The sequence below is a fragment of the Nostoc sp. DedQUE02 genome (genome assembly GCF_034531035.1).
Lineage (GTDB): Bacteria > Cyanobacteriota > Cyanobacteriia > Cyanobacteriales > Nostocaceae > Nostoc.
The window spans coordinates 127,759-152,523 of sequence record NZ_JAVRBY020000008.1 but is presented as its reverse complement, the minus strand read 5'-3'; the positions used below and the strand labels follow the sequence as shown (position 1 = coordinate 152,523).

Here is a 24,765-nt window from a genome sequence, read left to right as displayed (position 1 = left end):
GAGAAAAATGGCTGTTTCAAAACACTTTAGGAAACACTGGCGACTTGTAGATATTTGCCAGGTCGTTCGGTGTCGGGAATATACCAGGCGGGGTTTCCTTCGGGATCTCGTCCTAATCTGGCATCAGGTTGTGGAGGACGATTACGTAGACTGTTATTGCTAACTTCGCGATTTGTTACTTCTATAGTTGGTGCAGACAAGAAGCCAGCAGACTGCATTTCGGCAATAGTCTCTTTAAAAGCTGCCATTACTAAAGCCAGATCAGCTTCGGAATGGGCTGTGGTCAAGAAGCAAGGACGGTGATCCCAAATATGTACTCCTTTATCCCGGAGCAAGTAATACAGCAAATCTCCGTAGGGGAACTCTGGTAAAGGCTTCACCATAAAGAGGGAGCCAAAATTATAAACTGTGAACGGTGCTTGAACTTGCTGGAAATAACCCATGAGTTCCGCTACAAACTTATCGGTTCTTGCATTGAGATTTTGCTGCAAGCTGGGGCCACTTTGTTTTAAATGTTGAAGTACTGCTTTGGCGGCTGCTAGTGCTAGAGGATGGCGGACGAAGGTGCCAGCAAAGTAAGTCACGCCTACCTCTGGAACGGAGTCATCCCCAAACTGCCAAAACCCACCATCTAGAGCATCCATATATTGTGATTTGCCAGCAATGACTCCAATTGGTAGCCCACCGCCCACAATCTTGCCGTAGGTTGCGATATCAGCCTTTATACCGAAATGTGCTTGAGCGCCACCTTGATGAATTCTGAATCCGGTAACAATTTCATCGAAAATCAGAGCAATACCAGCTTTTTCAGTGAAATTACGCAATTGGTGGAGGAATTCCTTGGGTTGGTATTCAGGGCGACGGCTTTGCACAGATTCCACCATCACTGCTGCTAACTCATCAGCCCGATTTTTGAGGATTTCTAGAGACTCAGGCGAACCATACTCTAACACCAAAATGTTTTCTACCATCTCAGGTGGGATACCAGGAGCAGCTGGAATTGACCGGAGTTTCTTTGTACCCCGAACAATTACTTCATCCAAAATACCGTGATAAGCTCCAGAAAAGATGGCGATTAAGTTGCGTCCTGTGATGGTGCGTACCATCCGCATCGCTCCTAGAACTGCTTCTGAACCTGTGTTGCAAAAGGCTACTCGGTCAAAGTTTGTTACCTCACACATTAGCCGCGCCACTTCTCCAACTAAGGGAGTTTGCGGCCCAATTTCCATGCCGAGTTTCAGTTGTGCTTCAATTGCTTCAGTAATGAAAGGTGGCGACCAACCAAATAAATTCAAGCCAAAGCCGTTGCTTAAATCGACATATTCATTGCCATCAACATCCCAAAGTTTAGAACCTGATGAACGAGACACCACGATGGGATAAACCATCTCTTTCATCGTCGGGTTAAAGCCAGAAACAGTTCTTGGATCTGCTAAATAAGGGCGATGAGATTGAGTAAATTCTTTGGATTTTTGAGTCCGTTGTGTATATCTTTGGATAATCTTGTCTAGATGAGTGCGTTGTTGCGCTGTCAAGGTTTTAGTCTGGGTCTTTTCAATTCGAGCTGCCGCACCAAAGGGCTTTTTAGCACCATTTGACTCTGTATCTACCAATGCTGATTCTTTGCTGGTTTGGGTTGGGAGGATAGATACAGTATTTTGTGGCTTGATATGATTATTTTGAGATGTCGCCGCAGCTACAACTGGAATTGTTACAGATTGACTGTTGTTACCCAATAGCGCCAATTGCTGGCTCATGATTTGTAGCTGCTGATTAATCACGTTTTCTAGAACACTAGATGCAGCAGGTTGGGGAGAAATCTGAGGTGCAGATCCATTGGTATGAACTTCATGCACTACTAAAGTGGGTGATGTGGTTACAGGTTCTGGCAATGGTGCTTCTGGAATGGCGTTTGCAACGGTTTCTGTTAATCCTAGTGCAGATAAAGCTTCAGGAGACAAGCCTTGATTAATGAAGTCAGCCAATGTTCCTAAATTTGGGCAAATTTCTAGTAAATGCCTCAGTGTGACTTTAACTTTAAATTTTTTCTTCAAAGCTAGCCCAACTTGCGTCAGAGATAAGGAATCTAATCCCATTTCTAAAAACGTTGTCGAGTCGTCAACACTAGCAATTTCCAATCCTGAAGTTTCTTCGATAGTTTCTTTGAGCAGTGGAATAAGCTTTTGCTGAGGGGATGTTGTCATAGTTTGAGCCTTTTCTAATAACTGAGGATTTGGAAGTTTAGAAGTTTCTGCACGATTAGGATGAGGTGAAGGATCAATCCAGAAGCGTTGGCGTTCAAAGGGATAAGTAGGCAGAGGAATTCGTTGTCGCGTTTCTCTTTGATAAAAGTTCCTCCAGTCAATAGATACTCCTGATAACCACAGTTGTCCTACTGCCTTGAGTAATGCTGTCCATTCGGCTTCATTCTCAGCGTTATCACTTAAAGAAGCAACTGTAATCTGTTGTTTAATATCTTTTGCTTGTTGGCGGGCTAAGGTCGTCGTTGTGATTCGCGGCCCCACCTCTAACAGCACGCGTTCTGGCTGCTGCCATAGAGTTTGTACGCCTTCGGCAAATCGCACAGTCTGGCGTAGATGTGTAGCCCAATACATCGGATCGGTTGCTTGCTGGGCTGTAATCCAGTCGGCGGTAACTGTAGAAACAAAGGGAATTTGGGGTGGTGATAATTTAACCTTTCCAACTACCTCTGCAAAGGGGTGAATGATGCTATCCATCATCGGAGAGTGGAAAGCGTGGGAAGTGTGTAAATGGCGACAGACAACTTCTTCGCTTTCTAGTTGTTTTTGCAGAGCCGCGATCGCCTCTGTGGGGCCAGAAACTACACACAGGGAAGGGCCATTAATTGCAGCGATCGCAATTTCTGCACTCAATCGCGGCTCTACCTCTTTGGCTGGTAAACGCACTGAGAGCATTGCCCCTGGCGGTAATTCCCACATTAAGCGACCGCGAGTTGCCACCAATGTCAGCGCATCTGCTAAGGTAAATACACCTGCTATACAGGCGGCAACAAATTCGCCAATACTGTGCCCAATCATGGCTTGGGGCTTGACTCCCCAACTTTGCCATAGTTGCGCTAATGCGTATTCAATGACGAACAATGCTGGTTGGGTACAGCAGGTTTGCCGCAGAGAAATAGCCGCAGTTTCGCAATCGCTTGCGACTGGATACAGTATTTCTCGTAAATCCTTGCCCAGCAAAGGTTTAAGGATTTCAGCACATTCATCTACTGCCTCCTGAAACACAGGTTCGCGGTTGTAGAGATTCAGTCCCATGTTCACATATTGCGACCCTTGTCCGGGGAACATGAAAACAACGGCTGGATTGCGGATTTCTAGATGACGGGTATTTACTTGATTTGGATCTAAAGATTGCAGGGCTGTGATCGCATCTGTGATATCGTGACAAACTATACTGCGTCTGTAGTTAAAAGCTTTGCGCCCTCGCTGTAAAGTATAAGCAACATCAGCTAAATTAATTTCGGCATTGTATTGTAAATGCTGCTGCAAATTTACTGTTGCAGTTTCTAAAGCTTTACTAGTTTTTGCCGAGAGCAACAATAGCTGTTGTGGGCGAGAAGATCCTGAACTTTGGGTTTGTGGCGCTTCTTCTAGCACAATATGAGCATTAGTCCCGCCGACACCAAAGGAACTCACGCCGGCTCGTCGCGGAGTTTCACCCTCTAACCATTCAGCTAGTTCGGTATTTACATAAAATGGGCTGTTGGCAAAGTCAATCTTAGGATTGGGAGCCTCAAAATTTAAACTAGGTGGAATCTTTTTATAATGCAGGGCGAGAGCGGTTTTAATTAACCCTGCGACCCCAGCCGCCGCAACTAAATGCCCGATATTGCTTTTAAGAGAGCCGATTGCACAAAATTGTTTAGCATCTGTATGTATACGAAATGCTTGCGTCAGCGCTTCAATTTCAATCGGGTCGCCTAAAGGTGTAGCTGTACCGTGAGCTTCAATATAAGAGATAGTTTCTGGGTGAAAGTTGGCATAAGCTTGCGCCATTGCAATCGCTTCTGCTTGTCCATCGACACTGGGAGCCGTAAAGCTTACCTTATCAGCACCGTCATTATTGATACCAGAACCGCGAATTACAGCATAGATGCGATCGCCATCATTGAGTGCATCTTCTAAGCGCTTGAGGACAACTAGTCCTGCGCCATTGTTGAACATTGTGCCCTGAGCGTTGGCATCAAAGGGACGACAATGCCCATCCCCAGAGAGCATACTGCCTTCTTGTGCTAGATAACCGCTATTTTGAGGTGTAGTCATAGATACACCACCGGACAAAGCCAAATCGCACTGATAGCTGGTTAAGGCTTGGCAAGCCTGAATGACTGCTACTAAAGAAGTGGAACAGGCTGTATTGACGCTGACGGCTGGGCCTTTGAGGTTGAGCTTATAAGCAGCACGAGTAGTTAAAAAGTCTTTTTCATTGGCTAACATCGTCTGGAACTCACCGATGCGATCGACAATTTCCATACGTCCAGCAATGTGGTTAGCAAAATAAGTATTTTGCCCACAACCAGCGTACAAACCAATCAAACCCTCAAAAGACTCTGATTCATAACCAGCATTTTCTAGAGCTTCATAAACCAACTCTAGAAAAACTCTTGCCTGTGGGTCCATAACCACAGCTTCTAGGGGATTAATACCAAAGAATGCGGCATCAAAGGTTTCTCCCCCAGAAATGATTCCTCTAGCTTTTACGTAGCTAGGATCTTTGCAAAGGTTCGGGTCAATACTAGGATCTAGTTCTTCATCTTCAAAAAAAGTCGTTGACTCTAATCCCTCACATAGATTGCGCCACAACTCATCGACATTTCCAGCACCAGGAAATCTTCCCACCATGCCAATAATGGCAATACCATCAATAGGATCTTGGTTCTCGGATGCTTGCATATTTACCATTGCTTAAACACCTTGTTGATGATTACGGCGACGATTACGAGCTGCTTGTTGACGTTGGGCGCGATTTTGCAGCTTGTCAGAAGACGGTTGGCTATGCTGGTTTGAATCTAAATATTTTGCTAAAGAGCCAATCGTTGAATACTGAAATAGCTTCACAGTAGGTAGCTCAATACCAAGTTCTTGTTGTACTCGTACTGCAACTTGCAGAATTGAGATTGAAGTTGCTCCCAAATCAAAGAAATTATCATCAATTCCAATGCGATCGATTTTGAGCAAATCTGACAAAATACCCGCCAGCAGACGCTCTAAATCGCTTTGGGGTGAAATATACGCTTGTTCTAGTTGCGGACGTTCTCTACTTGGTGCTGGCAATTTCTGTCTATCTAATTTGCCGTTTACAGTCAAAGGCATTGATTCTAATAACACAAAAGCTGATGGCACCATATAATCAGGTAGTCGCTGCTCTAAGAAGCTACGCAATTGATTGGATATGTAGCTACTGTTCTGATGAGGAACAACATAAGCAACTAACTGCTTTTCGCCTGTTTCTTCTTGGCGAGCAAGAACGACAGTTTCGCGAACTTCAGGATGTTGAGCAATTTCTCTTTCAATTTCCCCTAGTTCAATTCGGAAGCCACGAATCTTCACCTGATGGTCAATGCGACCGAGATATTCTATATCTCCATTGGGTAGATATCTTGCTAAATCACCTGTTTTATAAAGCCGCGCCTGCGGATTGTTACTTAAGGGATTAGCAATAAAAGCTTTCGCAGTCAAATCGGGACGATTGAGATAGCCACGAGCTAAACCTGCACCACCCACATACATTTCACCAGGAACACCAACGGTAACTAACTGTTTATGCTCATCTAGCAGATACAATTGCAAGTCAGGAATTGGACAACCAATCACACTCCCTGCTCCTGGCCTCAAGTCATCTTCTGTTATTGGACGATAGGTAACATGAACGGTAGTTTCTGTAATACCGTACATATTTACCAACTTTGGAGACTCATACCCGTGACGAGTAAACCAAGGCTTTAAGCTTTGAATTTCTAATGCTTCCCCACCAAAGATTACCCAACGCAGAGCTAAGTTCCCAGAATCAGCAATTGTCCGTTCTGTGTGGATTAATTGTTGGAAAGCTGAAGGAGTTTGATTGAGAACTGTAACTTTTTCTTTGCAAAGTAATTCATAGAAGGCTTCAGGAGAACGGCTAACTAAATATGGCACCACAACTAACCGTCCGCCGTAAATTAATGCACCCCAAATTTCCCACACAGAAAAGTCAAAGGCAAAGGAGTGAAACAGCGTCCATACATCTTCTTGATTAAAGTGATACCAATGTTCAGTAGCTTTAAATAAGCGCACAACATTGGAGTGATTAATTAATACACCTTTGGGTTTACCTGTAGAACCAGAAGTATAAATTATATAAGCCAGGTTTTCAGATGTTACTGAACTGGTGGGGTTTTCTGAACTGTATTGAGATAGGATTTCTTTGTCAGAATCAAGGCATAAAATTTGAGTATGGTTTTGAGGAAGATTATTTAATAAGTGTTTTTGTGTTAGCAATACTGAAACTTGAGCATCTTCTAAGATAAAAGCGAGGCGCTCAACTGGATAATTTGGGTCAAGTGGTGCATAGGCTCCACCCGCCTTGAGAATACCCAACAATCCCACTATCATTTCTATGGAGCGTTCTACACAGATGCCAACAAGGACATCAGACCCTACACCTAAATTTTGTAAGTATTGTGCTAGTTGATTGGCTTTGATATTCAACTCACGGTAGGTTAACTGTTGGTCTTCAAACACCACGGCTATAGCATCAGGTGTCAGTTCTACTTGTGCTTCAAACAATTGATGAATACACGCTTTCTGAGGATAATTACATTCGTCAATTAGGTTGTTTTCAGATTCTTTAAAGATATCTAATGTTAAATTATCTCGTTTTAAGTTATTTTCTGATAGTGAGGTTTGAGGCTCATTTGCCAGTATTTCATTTTTATTTTTAGCCAATGGATCGGTTATTGATTTCATATTTTTTAATTTCCGCAAAAAATATATTCTTTTGCAAAACGTGTGGTTTTTAAGTAATGCTGCATTTTTAACTCAACAAATTTATAGGTTAGCGATGCAGTGAATGTAACTACTAAAATATACAAAACCAGAATTATTACTGACTGAAAAATATTAAAGTTTGTTCCAAAATTTACATGAAAGATACTTTTGTATATTAACGATATAGATTTTTGAATAAACCAGTGAACCATGTAAATAGAATAAGATATTGTTCCGAGATAAATTAGTAACGAGGAATTTAGTGTATTTAAGATAATGTTGTTATTTTTCGTATTGATAGAAACAGATAAAATCAAAAGGGAAAACGCTGGGATTATTAATATATCCTGATAATCATAATGCATCACAATTAATATCCATAACAATGAGAAAATTACAGTAAAGTTCAGTCCTAGATATTTTCGATAATTAATATTACGGTAAACTTTATAAGTAAGAATCCCAATTATCCCTTCTAAAGTACATCTACCTATTGAAGGTATACCGATAAAATCCAGATGTCCATAGGTGAATTTTATTAAAAATAGTAAACATATCAATGAACTTAGATAAATCACTAAATCATATATTTTTGGAAGCTTCAATAAGAAAAATAATAATAAAGGTAACAGTAAGTATGTAATCCATTCTGCACTGATTGACCATGCAGGCTCATTCCAATACGTTTTATCTCCAAATAATGGTGGAGAATTTAAATCTAAGGCTTGAATCATAAAAATGTTACTAAAAAGAGCAACAATGTTTTGAGTACCAGTAAAGGGAAGCGAAGATTGATTGGCAGCGTCAAAAATTGGTTTACTTTTTAATAATAGAAATCCTAATTTCAAAAACTCAACCCCTAAAAACAAAAGAATTATGAATATATGTAAAGGATAAAGTCTAGTAAATCTTGAATATAAAAATGCTCGGTAGTTAGAAATACTAACTTTTGTTGTGAAATTGTTAGCATAAACATGAGTTAAAATAAAACCGCTCAAAATAAAGAAGAAATCAACACATAAATATCCATTAGAGAAAAATTTACTATATGAAGTTATACTCATACCTAAATTAGGTATAAGAAACCTAACATAATGATGTATGACAATTAATATAGCTGCAATACCACGCAAGGATGTTAAAGGTTTTATATGTTTAACCATTGGTATTTTTACTTATAATTTATAGTTAGCTTGTAAGCTTTTAAGTTATATTAAAAGACAAATTTCGCAACAAATTATGCCGCAATCTTACAATGTTTGTATGAAAGGGTACTGACTTTAAGATTTAGTTCTCCTATTCTGACCTATTTCCTCAAAATCGTAGTTATTTCCAATACATCTTCATTGAAAATTAAAACTTTAGAGATGTTTGCAATGGGAGTATTAACTGTATGTTCGCTTATTTTGAGAGGGTAAGAAGAAGTAATGCCTTAAGGAGCAAGGAAAACAGTGATTTTCCCAGCCGATGAATCAACACGGTTTAGTTATATGATGTTCAATAAAATTGTTACAATTGCTACGTTACTTATACTGCACACGCAATTTATCCACTTGGGGAGACTCCAAACGTTCTCTACCAAACACCGTGCGTTGCTTGCTTCTTTGCAGGAGTGCGCGGACTCGTTGGCATAACCTAGAGAAGAGGCTGCTCTATACAGGACATGGTTTCTCCTTCTCCCAAATTCGGATTAAGATATTGCGATCGCGTCTAGATAAATCGCTGAGTGTTATTGGTTGCAGATGTAAATACATATTTATTTTTTTGAATGCTGCGATCGCTTGAGCATTTACACCGACTGGAGTAACTATTCTACCGCGTGTTTAATGCGTCATCATCTGGGATTAAGGGCAATGTTGAATTTTATGACTCGTGGCAATTTTTTTTGTAACAAACTTATGTAAAGCTGTAAAAGAAAAATGTCTTGTTAAACATCTATGAACATCCATCAAGTCTCTACCACTCCCTTAAGCGACCAAAAGCCTGGTACTTCTGGGCTGCGGAAAGCAGTTAGGGTTTTTCAACAGCCCCACTACCTAGAAAATTTTATTCAATCCATCTTCGATTCTGTAGGGGACTTGCGCTTTCAAACCCTAGTCCTGGGTGGTGATGGTCGTTATTACAATCGCCAAGCCATTCAAATCATTTTGAAAATGGCTGCGGCCAATGGCATTGGACGGATTAAAGTTGGTCAAGGGGGGATTTTGTCTACTCCTGCAACTTCCGCGATTATTCGCAAGTACCAGGCTTTTGGTGGCATCATCTTATCTGCTAGCCATAATCCAGGCGGGCCAAATGGTGACTTTGGTGTGAAATATAACATTAGCAACGGCGGCCCAGCACCGGAAAAAGTGACAGAGGCTATCTACGATCGCACTAAAGTGATTGATAGCTACCAAATTTTAGAAGCACCAGATGTAGATTTAGAAACTTTGGGTGAGTCACATTTGGGAGAGATGGTAGTTGAGGTGATTGACTCCGTACAGGATTATCAAGAGTTAATGGAGTCGTTGTTTGATTTTGAACGGATTCACCAACTGTTCATCTCTGGAAATTTTCGGTTTAGCATCGATGCTTTACATGCGGTGGCTGGCCCTTATGCCCATACCATTTTTGAGCAACGTTTGGGCGCACCAGTGGGAACTGTGCAGAATGGTAAACCCCTAGAAGACTTTGGGGGCGCACACCCTGACCCAAATTTAGTTTATGCCCATGAGTTGGTGGATATTTTGTACGCAGAGAATGCGCCAGATTTTGGAGCAGCTTTTGATGGAGATGGCGATCGCAATATGATCTTAGGGCGTAAGTTCTTTGTCACACCTAGCGATAGCCTCGCAGTATTAGCCGCAAACGCCAAGCTAGTCCCTGGTTATAGTGAGGGTTTAGCCGGAGTAGCGCGATCAATGCCTACTAGCCAAGCAGTAGATCGAGTGGCTGCTCAGATTGGCATTGAATCCTATGAAACACCCACTGGCTGGAAGTTTTTCGGCAATCTCTTAGACGCGGGTAAAGCTACTCTCTGTGGTGAAGAAAGTTTTGGTACTGGCTCTAACCATATCCGCGAAAAAGATGGGCTATGGGCTGTGCTGTTTTGGCTAAATATCCTAGCAGTTCGGCAGCAATCTGTTGAGCAGATTGTACGAGAACACTGGCAGACTTATGGACGCAATTATTACTCCCGCCATGACTATGAAGAGATACAGACAGAGCAAGGCAACACTTTAATAGAAAGACTGCGTTCTTTATTGCCAACTCTCAAAGGTAAGCAATTCGGTAACTATCAAGTTGAATACAGTGATGATTTTAGTTATACCGACCCTGTTGATGGCAGCGTTAGCGAAAAACAGGGTGTTCGCATTGGCTTTACTGATGGCTCCCGCATTGTGGTGCGACTTTCTGGTACGGGTACTCAAGGTGCAACCCTAAGAGTTTATCTAGAAAGCTACGAGCCAGATCCCGCAAAACATGACCTTGATCCACAGCAAGCTCTTGCTTCTTTAATCAATATTGCCCAGGAGATAGCCCAGATCCGCGAACTCACAGGACGGGAACAGCCAACTGTGATCACCTAGTATTTTCTTAAGCTAGTTTTGAGGTTTGTAGTAAGCATTTTAGTGCTTAGAAAATAACGACGCTTTGTGCTTACTACGAACTTGCTTACCATTGCCATTAGTTGGTGTTAAGTATAAGAAAGAAAAACGTAGACGCAGAATAGCTTGTCGCAGGCTAACCTATTCGCCTTAGCATCTCCCCTTAGAGAAGGATGCATTCGCGCCGCGTCTCGTAGAGAAAAACACAAAGAAAGAAATAAAATAGTACACTATGGCGTAAATTTGCCTACCTTTAACCAGTTGTTCTGAGTTACTTGTCTAGTTAATTGAGATGGTAGCTAGATTTACGCCATGCTGTACTAGTCGTACTTCACATTAACCTACAACACTAGCAGAGAAAGTGAAATCATTTGCTGTAAGGCTAGTTGATGTAATTCCAACTAATGAAACCAACTCTGTATTTCCGGTTTTCACTAAGGTGTCGCTACCTTGTTGCAACAGTGTTAAAGCACTAAATTGACTAACGCCAATACCACCAAGTCCGATTTTATCAATGCCGATCGCAAAGTCAGTCACGATATTCTTGCTAGGCAGACTACCATTAGCAATCCAGAATTGGTCAGCACCAGTACCACCACTGAGGCGATTGCCGCCCTGTTGACCAGCAAATAGCACATCATCACCATCGCCACCAAACAGCGAATCATTCACACCGGAGAAGAGTTTGTCATCCCCAGAGCCACCGTAGAGACGGTTATTGCTACCGTTACTGGTGAGGGTGTCGTTACCTGAGCCACCGAAGGATAATTGACGCGAACCCTCAACTACTGTCAAAGTATCACTACCTGCTGCCCCAAACAAATTGTTATTCCCATTGGCTTCAACTACGGTAACTTCGTCATCACCAGCACCACCATCAGCATTAGTGTTGTTAGCAGGGCCATTTGTGCCAATCAAGACTTGATCATTACCGTCTCCTGTGGACACTGAGGAACCACTGCCAACCACCACCGTGTCATCTCCCTTCCCAGTCAGAATTGTGTTACCTTTATTACCTTCTACAAAGTCTGCTCCGTCACCTGTAAACAAGGTTTGATTTGGCTTGAGGGTGACATCATCACTATTATTAGAACCAAATTGAAGGTCTAGTGTTGTTAGTCCAACAGTGCCACCATCAAACCCTGCGGCTGTAAAGTACTGAGTATTGCCTACACTCTGAGAATCTAGAATTGTTGCTTGACCATTAGTAGTTTCTTCTGAAGTCAAGACTTGTTTAGTGGAGAGAACTGTATCTGGGCCTCCCACCAGTGCTTCTGTAATCGCACGACCTTTCAAATCGCCATTACTGGGAATTTCTAACCCTAGAATCCGAGCAAGTGTAGGCGTTACATCAGCATTACTAACGGGTGCATAGTCCACATAGCCTTGTTTAAAGTCAGGGCCAATAGCCTCCATATTATTGAAGGTATCACCTCGACCAAAGCTACCATGCATTCCCTGTCCTTGCTGCAAAGTTGTGTCAGCAATCTCTACCTGAGCTTGAGGGTTATTTGGGTTATTTGGGTCGGTGCTAAAGGTTTTGAAGTTGATCACAATAGATGGAACTGGTGTTTTAGCATCACCTTTTAGCCCGATCGCACTCAGAGGTAAAGCACCTGGGATGTCTCCATAAGCATCGTCTACAAAAATACCACTGATGTAGTCCTTTTGTGAGAGCAAATTCACTACCTGTTTAGCGAAGTCAGCATTGCCATTAGGTAAATAAATTAAGTCAGAACCACCATTGGCAGCTACAACTATCTTTGCGCCTGGATCGAGTTGGCCATTAATTACCTGACCTGTACCACCAATTACACCATTTCCAGAAACAGAATGTTGACCTTTTGTAGCATCGACAGTCGCATACTGGATCTTGTTGAGGTCTGGGGGGAGAGTTGTAGGGTTAGGATCGTATAAGGGTAGACCGAGATCGTGAGCCAAATCAATCGCCACAAAGCCTACTGGTAGAAATCCCGGATTTACGTCTGCATAAGTTTGGGTGGCAGCATAACTTGTAGTTTTTGTCCCTTGGCTATCAATAGCTTGTTTACTGATGGTAGAAAAACCATGGTCGGAAGTAATAAAGACATCAGTAGTCTTGTCTAAGCCTGTACTCTTGAGATAGTCAAGAAGCTGCTTTAAATTATCATCAGCATTTTTGACCCCAGCTTTTGAAGTAGGGCCATTGATACCTGGTGTTAAGGTATTTAAACTATCACCCTGGTTGTGTTGACTACCATCGGGATCTCTTGACCAGTAAACCAATGCGAATGGTTTACCATCTTCCTGAAACTTGGGTAAAATTACTTTGGTAGTGGCATCTGCAAAGTATTGTTGTTGAGCCACATTGGCATTCAGCGTGCCAGGAGTTGTATTATTCCCAGCTGGTTGGACTCGTGGTGTGGGTTTTACATCCAGACCAGCAGCTTGTAAGCGGTTGACAATATCTGGATCGAGTGGAACAGCAGAAGGCGAACCAGCCTTTGTAGTCGGCGGTGTTGCACCATTTGTACTGTCATCAATAATTATTGTATTGGGAGTAGGAATAGTACCTGTAGTACCACCTTCTCGGTTAACTTGGGTAACATCTTGGATGGCAACTGGCCCTAATTTACCAACTGCTGCTGTGTTGAAACCCTGCGATCGCGCGTAAGCTAAGAGTGACTCTTCATCTAAAAAGTTGTTTCCGGGAAACTTTTCATCGATATCTCCCAGAACCGCATCATTTTCAATGAATGGCGTGACGCTACCATTGGCATTAGGGCTAGGAAAACCAGTGTAGATAGTATTACTAAAGTCTCCTGTATCACCAAGATAATGCCCCGTGGCGATCGCAGAAGCATTTGGGGTGGTGAACGTGGGAAACAGCGAATGACTATTGGCGAAAGTAACTCCCTGCTGACGGACACTATATAAAGTCGGGGTATCAATTGGGTTTACAGAACCGTTACGCAATCCATCTGCAACAAAAATAATGACATTTCTACCGTTGCTATTTGTATCAGTCACGACTACTCCTTAAGTATTATGAGCTACGAGCGATGCCTACGGCTTGCTACATCTACGCAGCAATTGTGTGTCTCTAGACTGAGCGATTAATTACACTCAAGCAAGCAAAAAAATTATTGGCTACAGAAACCTAGTAGTATTTGGCGACAAAATGCTTATTATTCGCACAAATTAGTGCAGACAATTAAATGAACTCAATGGGTACTGTCTCAAAAGATAGTTGTTCCATGTTTAAGGAAAGTTATAAACAAGTTAAGATTTGGGACAAAAAAGAAGGATGTTATGAATAAAAAGCTCCCCGACTTCTTTAAGAAGTTGGGGAGCTGAGCAAATAAAATAAGATTGCTATATCACTCTCCTGCATTCGCAAAATCACTACAGCTTAGTTAATTTTGAATGTTAAATCTAAGCTGTAATCATCTTTCGGCTAAACGACACTAGTAGACAAAACGAAATCATTTGCTGTGAGGTTTGTTGATGTAATTCCCAGCAATGAAGCCAACTCTGTATTTCCGATTTTTACCAACGTGTCACTACCTTGTTGCAATAGTGTTAAAGCACTAAATTGAGTTACACCAATACCACCAAGCCCGATTTTATCAGTGCTGATCGCAAAATCAGTCACGATGTTCTTGCTAGTTGGCAGACTGGCGTTAGCAATCCAGAATTGGTCAGCGCCAGCACCACCACTGAGGCGATTACCGCCCTGTTGACCAGCAAATAGCACATCATCACCATCGCCACCAAACAGGGAATCATTGACATTAGAGAAGAGTTTGTCATCTCCAGAACCACCGTAGAGACGGTTATTGCTACCGCCACTGGTGAGTGTATCGTTACCTGAACCACCAAATAATGATTGACGAGAACCTTCAATTACTGTGAGAGTATCATCACCTGCCGCCCCAAGTAAATTATTACTACCACTAGCTTCCACTACGGTAATAACATCATTACCATTGCCACCGTCAGCAGTAGTATTTTGAGCTGGGCCGTTTTGACCAATAAATATCCGATCATTACCCTCTTCTGTGGACACTGAAGAGTCACTACCGACTAGCACCGTATCTTCACCGTTTCCAGTACGGATTGTGTTACCTTTAGTGCCCTCTACAAAATCTGCTCCGTCACCTGTTAATAAGGTTTGATTTGGCTCAACGGTAATATCATCGCTGGTAGTGGAGCCAAAATTAATTTCTTCAGCTTGGGGTTGACCTAAGCCAGGAGCAAGGTTAAGGGGCTTCTCCAATTTCAGTAGTAGAATTTCATTGTTATCTATGACTGGATTTTGAGGATCATTCCCAGGACGACCGATAGAGAAGGGATAATTGTTGTCATTAGCTACCAAAATGGTGTTTTTGTCAACAACTAAAACATTTTCAATGGTTTGGAATGGGAAGTCGAAGGTAGTCTTACCATCCCCATTCAGGTCGTTGGGGTCTTTGATATTTAACAAGTCTGCAACTTCTTCTTTAGCTACATAGCCATTAGAATCTGTTTTAGACAAATCTATTTTGTAGATCCTCTTAAATTTAGCCGCAGCCCCTTGATTGTTATCGCGTTCAATAACTAGGTACTCATTATCATTAATGACTGCTAAATCCCCAATAGAATTTGATGGATTATCCAATCTGTAGTAACGTAATTGATTGCTGTATTTGTGGCTAGCTAAATCAAATTCGTTAATCCGTAAAGCACCAGGAGTATCGCCTTGAACAGTACCTTCTAGGAGGAAATAAAGCTTGGTTTTGCTGGCGTTGATTGCTCCACCTTCAAAACCTTTGGAACTACCCAAGTTAGCAAAAGCATCACCTGAAAGCACATCGGGATTTTGTGGCGATCGCACTACATTATATTGAGGATCATCTCTGAGTTGATCTCGTACTTTATCCGCGATATCTGGGAAATCACTAAATAGCGCGTCTACACCTAATTGATAGAACTGCTGAATTTCTAGCTCTAGCTTGCCTTTGTAATCTGCTGCTAAATACTGATCTTCCGCCCGGAAGGTATAAGGATGAACCTGTAACCCGGCGTTGTGAGCATCTTGAATTAAGGTTGAGGGAGGTAATGTTGTTTTATCAGCATCATTAACTGCTCCATCTCCATTCACATCATCGGCTTTGCCATCACCATTAGCATCAGTACCTTTGACGCTAACAATCATCCGCTTCCAAGGGCCAATGCCATCGGCATAAGTAGCAACTTCAGCCAAGCCTTCTGGAGTTCGCAAGTCGCCATAAGTGCGAGTGTCACCACTGACTTTCAAATCATAGGGCTGACTTTCGATAATTTTGCCATTGATATCAATGTCACTTGCATCTAGAAGTTGAACTAAAGGAATATCCACCCCAGCCGCAGGCATAATGGTATCATGCAATTCTTTGAGATTGCCAACTTCAAAGGATTGGATGAAGATGCGACTGGGGTCAGTGAAGTTATTTGCCTTGAGCGTATCGATTAGTAACTGACTGATGTTTCTGTTAACTTTGTCTGTCGTACCTACATAAGTAGCTTCGTTGGCAAAATAAGTCGGATGCTTAGTTTCAGGGTAGATGCCAATCTTTTTACCTGTTGTCGCTTCTACATCCTTAACCAAATTGATGATTTCCGTGAAGGTAGGAATTTCAAATTGATCGTCAAAGGAATGATCGCGGAAAGGTAGACGTTCTTCTGCGCGTAAAGTTTTGATTTCGGCTAAAGTGAAGTCTTCAGCAAACCAACCTGTAATTGTGTTTCCATCTAAACTTACTGTTTTCTTGCGATCGGCAAACTCTGGATGTTTGTAAACATCTGTAGTTGTATTGTTGAAATTGACAGTACCATCAGCGTTCAAAACTGCTAAAGCTGGCTCATGGCGAGCAATTAGCACCCCATCTTTTGTAACTACCAAATCAGGCTCAATGAAGTCAGCGCCGCGCGTAATTGCTTGCTTATAAGACTCTAAAGTGTGTTCTGGACGATAGCCACTTGCACCTCTGTGGCCAATGACTTTAGGTGCTTCTCCATCTAAAGTTTTGAATTTGTCGGGTGTAGCGATCGGAGCTTCTAATAACTTACCAGTAGCATCAAAATGTAATAGGTAAGGGCCAAACTCGTCTCCCACCCAGATTGTCCCGTCTTTATCAAAGACGAATGACTCTACGTCAAAGTCTGCACCAGTCAGCAATCTTTGAGTAGTTCCCTCATTCACAATTTCAAAAGGAACTTTATTGTTAGGGTCAGACAATTGAATGTAGTCTAAAACTTTAACACTGCCGTCTCCATTCTCCGTTCCCTTAAAATTCGGGTCTAGACGATTGATCCGCAGCAGAAAGTCTTCACTATTATCTTTGCTACCGTAGCCGTTATCTGACAGGAAGTACAAAGAGTTACTGTTAGCAAATTGGACACCACTAAAGCCTTGTATTGGCTGTCCTGGGAAAGGCCCGGTTCTGCCATTGGCTGAAACATCTTTACCAGAAGCTGGCCCATCACTAAAGGTATCAGCAGGTAAAGAAGCAAAACCGACTAACTCAACTTTTGGCACTATTGAGGCAAACATCGTTTGGTAGATGTGGGTTTGATCGTTTAAACCCGCAATTCCTGGAATATCAGAACCGTAGGCGTTATAACCTTTACCTACTAAGCTATTTAACACTTCAGAACCAGCACCTTGGTAGTAAACAGGTACGGGACGGTTGGTGTGAGTTCCCCAACCATACTTGACAGTGGGATCTGACCCCCAGTAATGTCCAGCTTCTGCTGGAGTATCCAAATTGGTTAATGCTTCAGCACCTTGATTTTTTACTAAAGTTGGAAAGTTACCGTCGAGAGTCAAGTAGTGATCGTGGTCAGCAGTAACGATTAGTAAGTTTTCATCCCAACCACCATTGTTATCGATCCAGTCAATCGTAGATCCAACTGCCTTATCGAAATCCAAGGTGGTACCGATCAAGTTATCTATATTGTTATCATGGGCAGACCAATCGATATCTCCACCTTCAACCATTAACCAGAAACCATCGGGGTCTTTACCTAATACATCTAATGCAGCGTTTGTCAAGTCTTTTAGGGTTGGGTTTTCGTTAACCTCTTTGGCGATGAAAGATGCATCCGTCTCTCCCGGAAGCAGTGGACGTGTGGTGTCCACTTTGGTGTTATCACCTTGGTTAGTGAAAACGCTGAACATATCTAAACCAGTGGTGCTGTAGTCGCCGTTGGCAGAACTTACAGGTAAATTACCATTTTGACCACGCGCACCGTATAGACCGAAGAGGCGATCGCCTTTTTCTGGATCGATTGTCGCCGCAGTTTGGGCTAGTTTTTGGGCGGCATTTTCACCCCGCTCCAAAAAAGTGTAATCGTAGATGTTATTAGTTGGTTTAGTGCTAAGTTCTGTGTAGGTGGATTGACTAATGTATTCATTGCTCGTATTCGGCTCAACCCCGTTTGGTAGTAAATCTCCAGGAGCAGAGAGTGGGTGTCCACCACCAAGTAATACTGTTGGTTGATAGACACGGAGTTGCTGTTGCAAGATGTTGTCTAATGCCGGATAGTCAGCATCATACTTGCTGCGACGGTTAACGTTGGCAGCAGCAGCAGCAGGTGTTGCATGATCGATGGGAACTGAAGTTACCAAACCAGTTGATTTACCAACTTCGTTTGCAGTTTTGAGAATTGTTTCTAGAGGATTCTCGAAAATATCAACGCCAACAGCGTTGTTATAGCTTTTAACGCCAGTGTATAGAGTTGTTGCGGTGTTTGCAGAGTCAGGATAGCTGTACTTAATATATTCGGGGTCATTACCGGGAGTCCAAGGGTTAACGCCACCTTTGGTAGGGTTATAACCTACTAGGTTCCCAACAGCACCATCACTGACTTTTGCACCACCTGTTGGGGTATTACCTTGGTTAAAAGTTGGATCGAAGGTGAAACCAGGGCGAACCTGGCTCTCTCCGGTGATGGGATTAGTCCCGTCAAGGGCGGAATTACCAGTATTAAAAACTCCATTACTATCAGCGATCGTTGTTCCATAGGTGGTTGCCAAACCGTAGCCTTGGAGTGTTTGAAAGTTAAGTCCTTGACCCTTACCTTGTGTATAAAAATCACTTAGATTAGCACCTGTCTTACCATTTTGAATCTCTTTATAGATGGACGCAGCACGAGCCATTTCCCAGCCCATACCATCCCCAATCATAATGATGACGTTCTTAGCCATGAAAGAGAATCTCCCTGTGTTTAATTGTTGAGATGGTCTTCGCTCTAGTGGAATCAAAAAAGTAATATGGTGAGGAAAAACTAATAGTTTTTGCTTCAAATGTGTAATTGACTTGTAAGCTTGTTGACTCTGAACTATTAAATGTCAACCACCACTATAATTGACATCTCACCAGAGCTTTGAAGTAACAAAATTGACAATATTAGTTTCACCTTAATTAAGATACACAGCACAAGTTGTGAAAATATTGTGGAATGGTTAAGAAACCTTGTATTGCAATCTTTTGCTAAGAACTTTTTGGATATTTTTGATAATATAAAAAGGTTTTTTTAAAGACTGATATTATCTATCTTTAGTAAGATGAAAATCTATAAATTTTATAAATTTTCACAATAAATAATCAGTACAGCTTCATTAACTTTGGCTATGTAATGAAGCTGTAACAATTAGGCTACGCCAACAGGCTAAACTACACTAGCTGAGAAAGTAAAATCATTTGCTGTGAGGCTAGTTGATGTAATTCCAACTAATGAAATCAACTCAGTATTTCCTGTTTTCACTAAAGTGTCACTGCCCTGTTGTAACAGTGTCAATCCACTAAACTGAGTTACGCCAATACCACCCAGCCCGATTTTATCAATGCCAATCGCAAAATCAGTCACGATGTTCTTGCTAGTTGGCAGACTGGCGTTAGCAATCCAAAATTGATCAGCGCCAGCACCACCACTGAGGCGATCGCTACCTCCTTGACCAGCAGATAGCACATCATCACCATCGCCACCAAACAGGGAGTCATTGACATTAGAGAAGAGTTTGTCATCGCCAGAACCACCGTAGAGACGGTTATTGCTACCGTTACTCGTGAGGGTGTCGTTACCTGAGCCACCGAATAATGATTGACGAGAACCTTCAATTACTGTGAGATTATCATCACCTGCCGCCCCAAACAAATTATTACTACCATTGGCTTCCACCACAGTAATAACATCATCACCACTGCCACCATCGACACTGGTATTTTGAGTCGGGCCATTTTGACCAATAAATATGCGATCGCTACCATCTTCCCCGAAAACTGAAGAGTTATTCCCTGCAAGCACTGTGTCATCTCCGTTTCCAGCTAGGATTGTGTTACCTTCAGCACCTTCTACAAAGTCTGCTCCATCACCTGCATTAAAGAATTGTCCTGGCTCAAGATTGACAGTATCGCTGTTGCTAGAACCAAAACCGTTCGGGAAAGTAGGCTCTACACCTGTTAGGTTATTGGGTAATTCGAGAATACCCAGTTTTTCAGCAGCCGTATTACCTGTAATATTGAAATCGTTGTCGTTAATCAAAGCTAGAGTATTGGGTGCTACCAATGCTAGACCTTCTAATTTTTCCACCCCGGTGTAACCCAACTGAGCAGCATTAGCAATTAAACTCTTGCTGACAGGGGTAATCTTGGCAGCAGCTAACTCTGTAGAGGTAAGTTGTTCAATAGTCTTACCAACTGGCAAGGTAAAGTTAGCAGGATTGTTGATGTTGGTCGCCCCAGCTAAATCAATTTGGTAAATTAGTTTATTGCCAGCAGATGTACCATTATCATCTCGTTCAACTACTGCAAATTTGCCGTTACCCAAAGAAACTGCATCGCCAATCTTATCGGTTCCCGGTAAACCTTCTAGGCGATATAAATACTCTCCTGTTACCTGCTTAGTGACAATATCAAACTCCAGAATTCGCAGGTTGAGAGAAGCTTTGGAAGTCGCATCATTGGCGACATCTGGATTATCGATCGCACTTTGAATAAAGGCATATAATTTATTACCTTCTAAAGCGACAGCTTCAAATCCTCGGTTATTGCGGCGTTGGGCATAAACTGCTGGCAATACCTCAGTGCCAAAAGTTCCAGCTGTTCGATCTGGGTTGGTTGCTGTGGCAGTTCCTTGAGGAATAAAGCGGTCAATCAGCTTTCCATTAGTGTCAAAGTGGTAAATTGCCGGACGGTACTCATCCACCAACCAGTAATCTCCATTTTGGGCAACTACAATGCCTTCTAAATCAGCACCCAAAGGATCGTTAGGTAGAACATTGTTGTCTAAGTCAACGGCAATTTCATCTGTGTAGGCTAAACCGTTTCCTACAGCTTGCAAGTTAGGCAATCCCGTTAATGGGGTCGTTCCATCTTGGCGAAATAGTTCTGTTCTGTTGGTAATGTTGATTTCACCTGTGGTGCGGTTGAGTTCAAAGCTGACTATTTCTGGTTGGAAGTCGGGTAATAAAAATGGTCTTTTGACACCATCAGGTTCTCCATTGGGGCCACGATCTGTGTTGGTGACAAATTTCAGGTTGCCATTTGCTGCAAACCCTTGGAAATACAACCCAGAAAAACCACCCAAGAAAATATCTTGATTTTTAGAGGTCGTGCCTAGTTTGGGTAGGTTTTCAAATTCATAGATAGTCAGCTTGGGTTGGGCAACAGGATTGCGAGGATCGTAACTAGTGGTGTCGATATTTAGAGAATTAGGGAAGGCTTTGGCGATATTTTCCCAAGGCACCAGCTTAAAGTTAGAGTTGACATTTTCGCCATCGATGGTCTTGGCAGGTTCGTTGGAGCCGTCTTGAGTGACAAATAAACCAAATGGGAAGTTAGGCCCTAGTGGCACGTTAATGACATCAGCACCATCTGACTCTTGCACGCTGTCAATTGACCCATTGTTACCAATGGCAAAGTTACCCACGTATTCGTTGTTACCTTCACGTGTGTAGGCAACAAAAGTGCTATCGCCTTGGCTGGATGCTAACAAGTAGCCTGTGCCGTTTTTGCCGTAGTAGATAGTCAATCCTTCGGCATCATCGGTGAGGTGAGAACCACCCTCAAAACGGACGCGATCAATCAGCTTGCCTGTTGTGCTACCGTTCGGTTCAGCCTGGAATTTCCAGATGCCCACATCTTCTTGGGCGATATAGAGAAAGCCGGTTTCTTGGTCAACCACCATACCCTCTGTTTGGGGGGAACGTCCTTCTGTGGTGGGCGAGGGGATGGTGAACTCCCGTACTAGTTCCGCTCCAATTTGGCCATTACCTTTATCAATCAATTTGAATTGAGCTATATCTCCAGTTTGGCGGCGACTGGTAAAGACATAGTAATCATTAGTTATAGGGCTACGGTATAAGGTAAGTCCGTAAGAACTACGAGTTGATGCAGAATAAGGAGGTTCAAAAGGTGATGCTTGGAAGATTGTACCAATATTGCTATCGGTGATATCTTCTAAATATTGACCGGGGGTGGTGGGATTGGGGTTGATTTTGAAGATTGCTAGTTTATCATTTTGGCGATCGCTAGCTACGGCTATATCAATAGATTGATTGCCTAATTTAAAACCGTATTGCAGGTCAATATTGTTGTAGCGAATGCCACCAGGATTAACTGTCTGCAACAAGTTACCAGACAAGTCATAAACCCGTAATCCAGCATTTTTGACTGAGGTTAGTACTAAGCTATCGGCGGCATTTGTGGCATTAACATAAATGGCAGGATCATCAGCATCAGCGTTTTGATCTACAGCAGGTAGTGTTGGATCTTCATCGTCAAATAAATCAGGACGAGTTTCTACTGTAGGTGCAGCAGTGGGAACCAAGTCTGCACCCAAAGTCAGGATTTGAGTATATTGACTACCACTAAAGTTGTTGTCACTCACCAGCACAATGGACTGACGACCATCTGCTAGTTTGGGGCCAAAGGCAAGACCTTCTATATTATCTACTCCTGTAATCGGGTGATTTGCATCAGTAGGCAGATTCAGGTCAGTTAAATTCAACAGCAGGCGTTTTTGGGCGGGTTGGATAGCTGCTAGTTGTTCAGCACTCAATTTATTGAGAGAATCGTAGAAACTAATGTCTGTTGCACCTTGCAAAGAAACTTCGTAGATTTTGATGGTGTTGCCTACACCTTGTGCAAAGGAACGTTCTAACGCCAGTAATGTGCCACGATTATCTATTGCTAATAAATCCGCTAAACCATTGTCAGCAGAACCTGTGCTGGGATTGGGTGGTTCGGGAATTGCATCAGTGATATAGAGATATTCTTTTTCTGGTTGTCCAGTAACCAGATTGTATTGCAGAATTCGGGAACGGCTGCCACTGGTGAGCGAAGCCTTTAATCCATCTTGGGAGAGGGCGTTTTCGGTGGCGGTGAATAAGGTTTTCTGGTCGGGTGTAATGGTGAGGCTTTCAAAAGCTAGGTTATTATAAACGCCTGATGTCTGCGTATCACCTGCATTTATAATCCCATCGCCGTTGGTATCTTCAACTACTGGCAAGAATTTGCTGGGGACAGGTAGGGATCTGACTTCTTGCCCCGTTGTCAGCGAAAACTCTTTAATAAAGGGATTGGTAATGCGACCAGCAGTAGGATTAACTTCACCTTCTGAAGAGATGAAAACAGTACCATTCTTAGTTAAAGCGATACCTTCTGGATCGAGGCTGTTAAGGGCAAAAAAGTTGCCACTGGTATCTTTCAAAGGTGTGACATTAGTAAAAGTCACTCCAGAATCGGCAGTGAAGGTATAGAAACGGGCAGGGGCAACTTGGGAGCGATCGTCTGAGATTGCATAGTAGCGGTTGTTAACTGCATCGTAGGTGACACCAGAAAGTCCTCCTAATGGAGTCTGTACCCCATTTACAGTTCCCGCCGCACCAGAGGGAATAAAGCCTGTGACAAAGGTAGTTTGTCCCAAAAATCCTACATTAGGAATGGTTTTACCTGCTTCAGTTGGCCCAGTTTGCACATCTGCAAACACCAAACGATGGTCAGAACTGGGGAACGGGAAAGTACCAACTGGGGAAAATGTCGGATCGGTATCCAGTGGCCAAAATACTCCTGAGTCGGCAATTGTCAGGTTAGCGGAAGGTAGCACATAGTCAGTCCGCAGGTTTCCGGGAGTCGTATCAGCAAAGTCTGCGGTGTCGAAGCTCGGATTACCATTTTGGCTAGCGTTTGCCCCAGCTTGTAAGCCTGCTTGTTGGCGACCACCCAGACTGGTGGGAATAACATTAGTATTGATATTGGGATTTTGCAATAGTTGGCGAATAGCGTTGTCAAAACTATCACCATCCAACGGATCTGCATTTTGATCGCCCACAATTACAAAGCTTGATCCAGCATCAATACCGCCTGTTTTACCCTCATCATCGTAAATGTAATTACCTTTACCTGGGGTAATATAGTCCGCCCAAAAACGGATCTCGTCGTGGTTGCGTTTGCCGTTGCGGTCTTCCGCGCCATCAAAGGTTGGGGGTGTAGGGTGGCTGGCGAGGATGTGAATTGTCTGGCCGTTTACCTGAATCGGTACATCCCAATGACTTTTGGAGGAGAGGCGTAGAACTGCCAGTTCATCCTCAGAATACCAATCATTTGGCTGTGGTGTTGTCGGATCGTCGGGAAGTAAGGCATTTGGCATATCCTTCCAAAGGAAGTTTTGGAAGGTGCGAATATTGGCAGTGTCGATGGGATATTTAGACAGCAACAACATCCCGTATTGGCCAGGGAAATTCCCAAATCCGAAGGCATCATCGCCGTATCCTGCTGCACCTGGGGTTGTAACTACTGTGCCGTTGTTGTTCAAGTCAAACCCAGAAGCAATACCCGTATTGGAAGGAGCGATGTAAAAATAAGGGTAATCAACAGGAGTTGCACCATTCTGGCTGACGGCTAAGTAATTTTGCCGGAATAGTTGAACTGCCTCCGGGGAGTAGTCAAACTCGTTAATTAGTAACACATCCGGGTTATTACGCTGGATGATTTCTGCAACTGCCTTTGCTTGAGCATTGTCAGGGGTAGAAAGATCGCTTACTAACTCACCTTCAGCGTTCCGATTCAAAGAAGCATTGAACTGGGAAAAGCGAATTGTATTATTTGTTACCATGTTTAATTATGAGATGGATTCTAGACATGAGACTGCTTTGAAAATTGGGA

General features: G+C 42.7%; 7 protein-coding genes and 1 pseudogene. 2 read left to right on the top strand and 6 right to left on the bottom strand.

Annotated features, from left to right (window positions below; all coding sequences use genetic code 11):
- Positions 1–26 precede the first annotated feature (26 nt).
- From RMX98_RS10400 to RMX98_RS10390, 3 genes and pseudogenes are all read right to left on the bottom strand, one after another.
- Entirely contained in the window at positions 27–4,934 is a 4,908-nt protein-coding gene (locus tag RMX98_RS10400; protein WP_322680944.1) for an aminotransferase class III-fold pyridoxal phosphate-dependent enzyme, read from the bottom strand.
- A 12-nt stretch (positions 4,935–4,946) separates the two neighbouring features.
- Positions 4,947–6,986, bottom strand: a pseudogene (locus RMX98_RS10395) (non-ribosomal peptide synthetase); the annotation flags it as partial.
- 5 nt (positions 6,987–6,991) lie between these two features.
- Positions 6,992–8,170 (bottom strand): acyltransferase, encoded by a 1,179-nt coding sequence (locus tag RMX98_RS10390; RefSeq protein WP_322680942.1) that lies wholly within the window; start codon positions 8,168–8,170, stop codon positions 6,992–6,994.
- Positions 8,171–8,522: 352 nt separating this feature from the next.
- Here RMX98_RS10390 and RMX98_RS10385 point away from each other — a divergent pair, with 352 nt between their 5' ends.
- Together RMX98_RS10385 and RMX98_RS10380 are read left to right on the top strand one after the other, a co-directional pair.
- Complete coding sequence (locus tag RMX98_RS10385; RefSeq protein ID WP_322680941.1) at positions 8,523–8,792, top strand: hypothetical protein; 270 nt, start codon at positions 8,523–8,525, stop codon at positions 8,790–8,792.
- A 152-nt stretch (positions 8,793–8,944) separates the two neighbouring features.
- A complete protein-coding gene (locus tag RMX98_RS10380) occupies positions 8,945–10,579 on the top strand; it encodes an alpha-D-glucose phosphate-specific phosphoglucomutase (protein ID WP_322680940.1) in 1,635 nt (544 codons plus the stop codon).
- 354 nt (positions 10,580–10,933) lie between these two features.
- On the opposite strand, the gene RMX98_RS10375 is transcribed toward RMX98_RS10380, so the two are convergent.
- The 3 genes from RMX98_RS10375 to RMX98_RS10365 form a co-directional block, all read right to left on the bottom strand.
- Positions 10,934–13,606: an alkaline phosphatase family protein gene (locus RMX98_RS10375; RefSeq protein WP_322680939.1), complete on the bottom strand. Its 2,673-nt coding sequence runs from the start codon at positions 13,604–13,606 to the stop codon at positions 10,934–10,936.
- A 427-nt stretch (positions 13,607–14,033) separates the two neighbouring features.
- Positions 14,034–18,806: an esterase-like activity of phytase family protein gene (locus RMX98_RS10370; RefSeq protein WP_322680938.1), complete on the bottom strand. Its 4,773-nt coding sequence runs from the start codon at positions 18,804–18,806 to the stop codon at positions 14,034–14,036.
- Positions 18,807–19,270: 464 nt separating this feature from the next.
- Entirely contained in the window at positions 19,271–24,715 is a 5,445-nt protein-coding gene (locus RMX98_RS10365) for a phytase (RefSeq protein WP_322680937.1), read from the bottom strand.
- Positions 24,716–24,765: the final 50 nt, after the last annotated feature.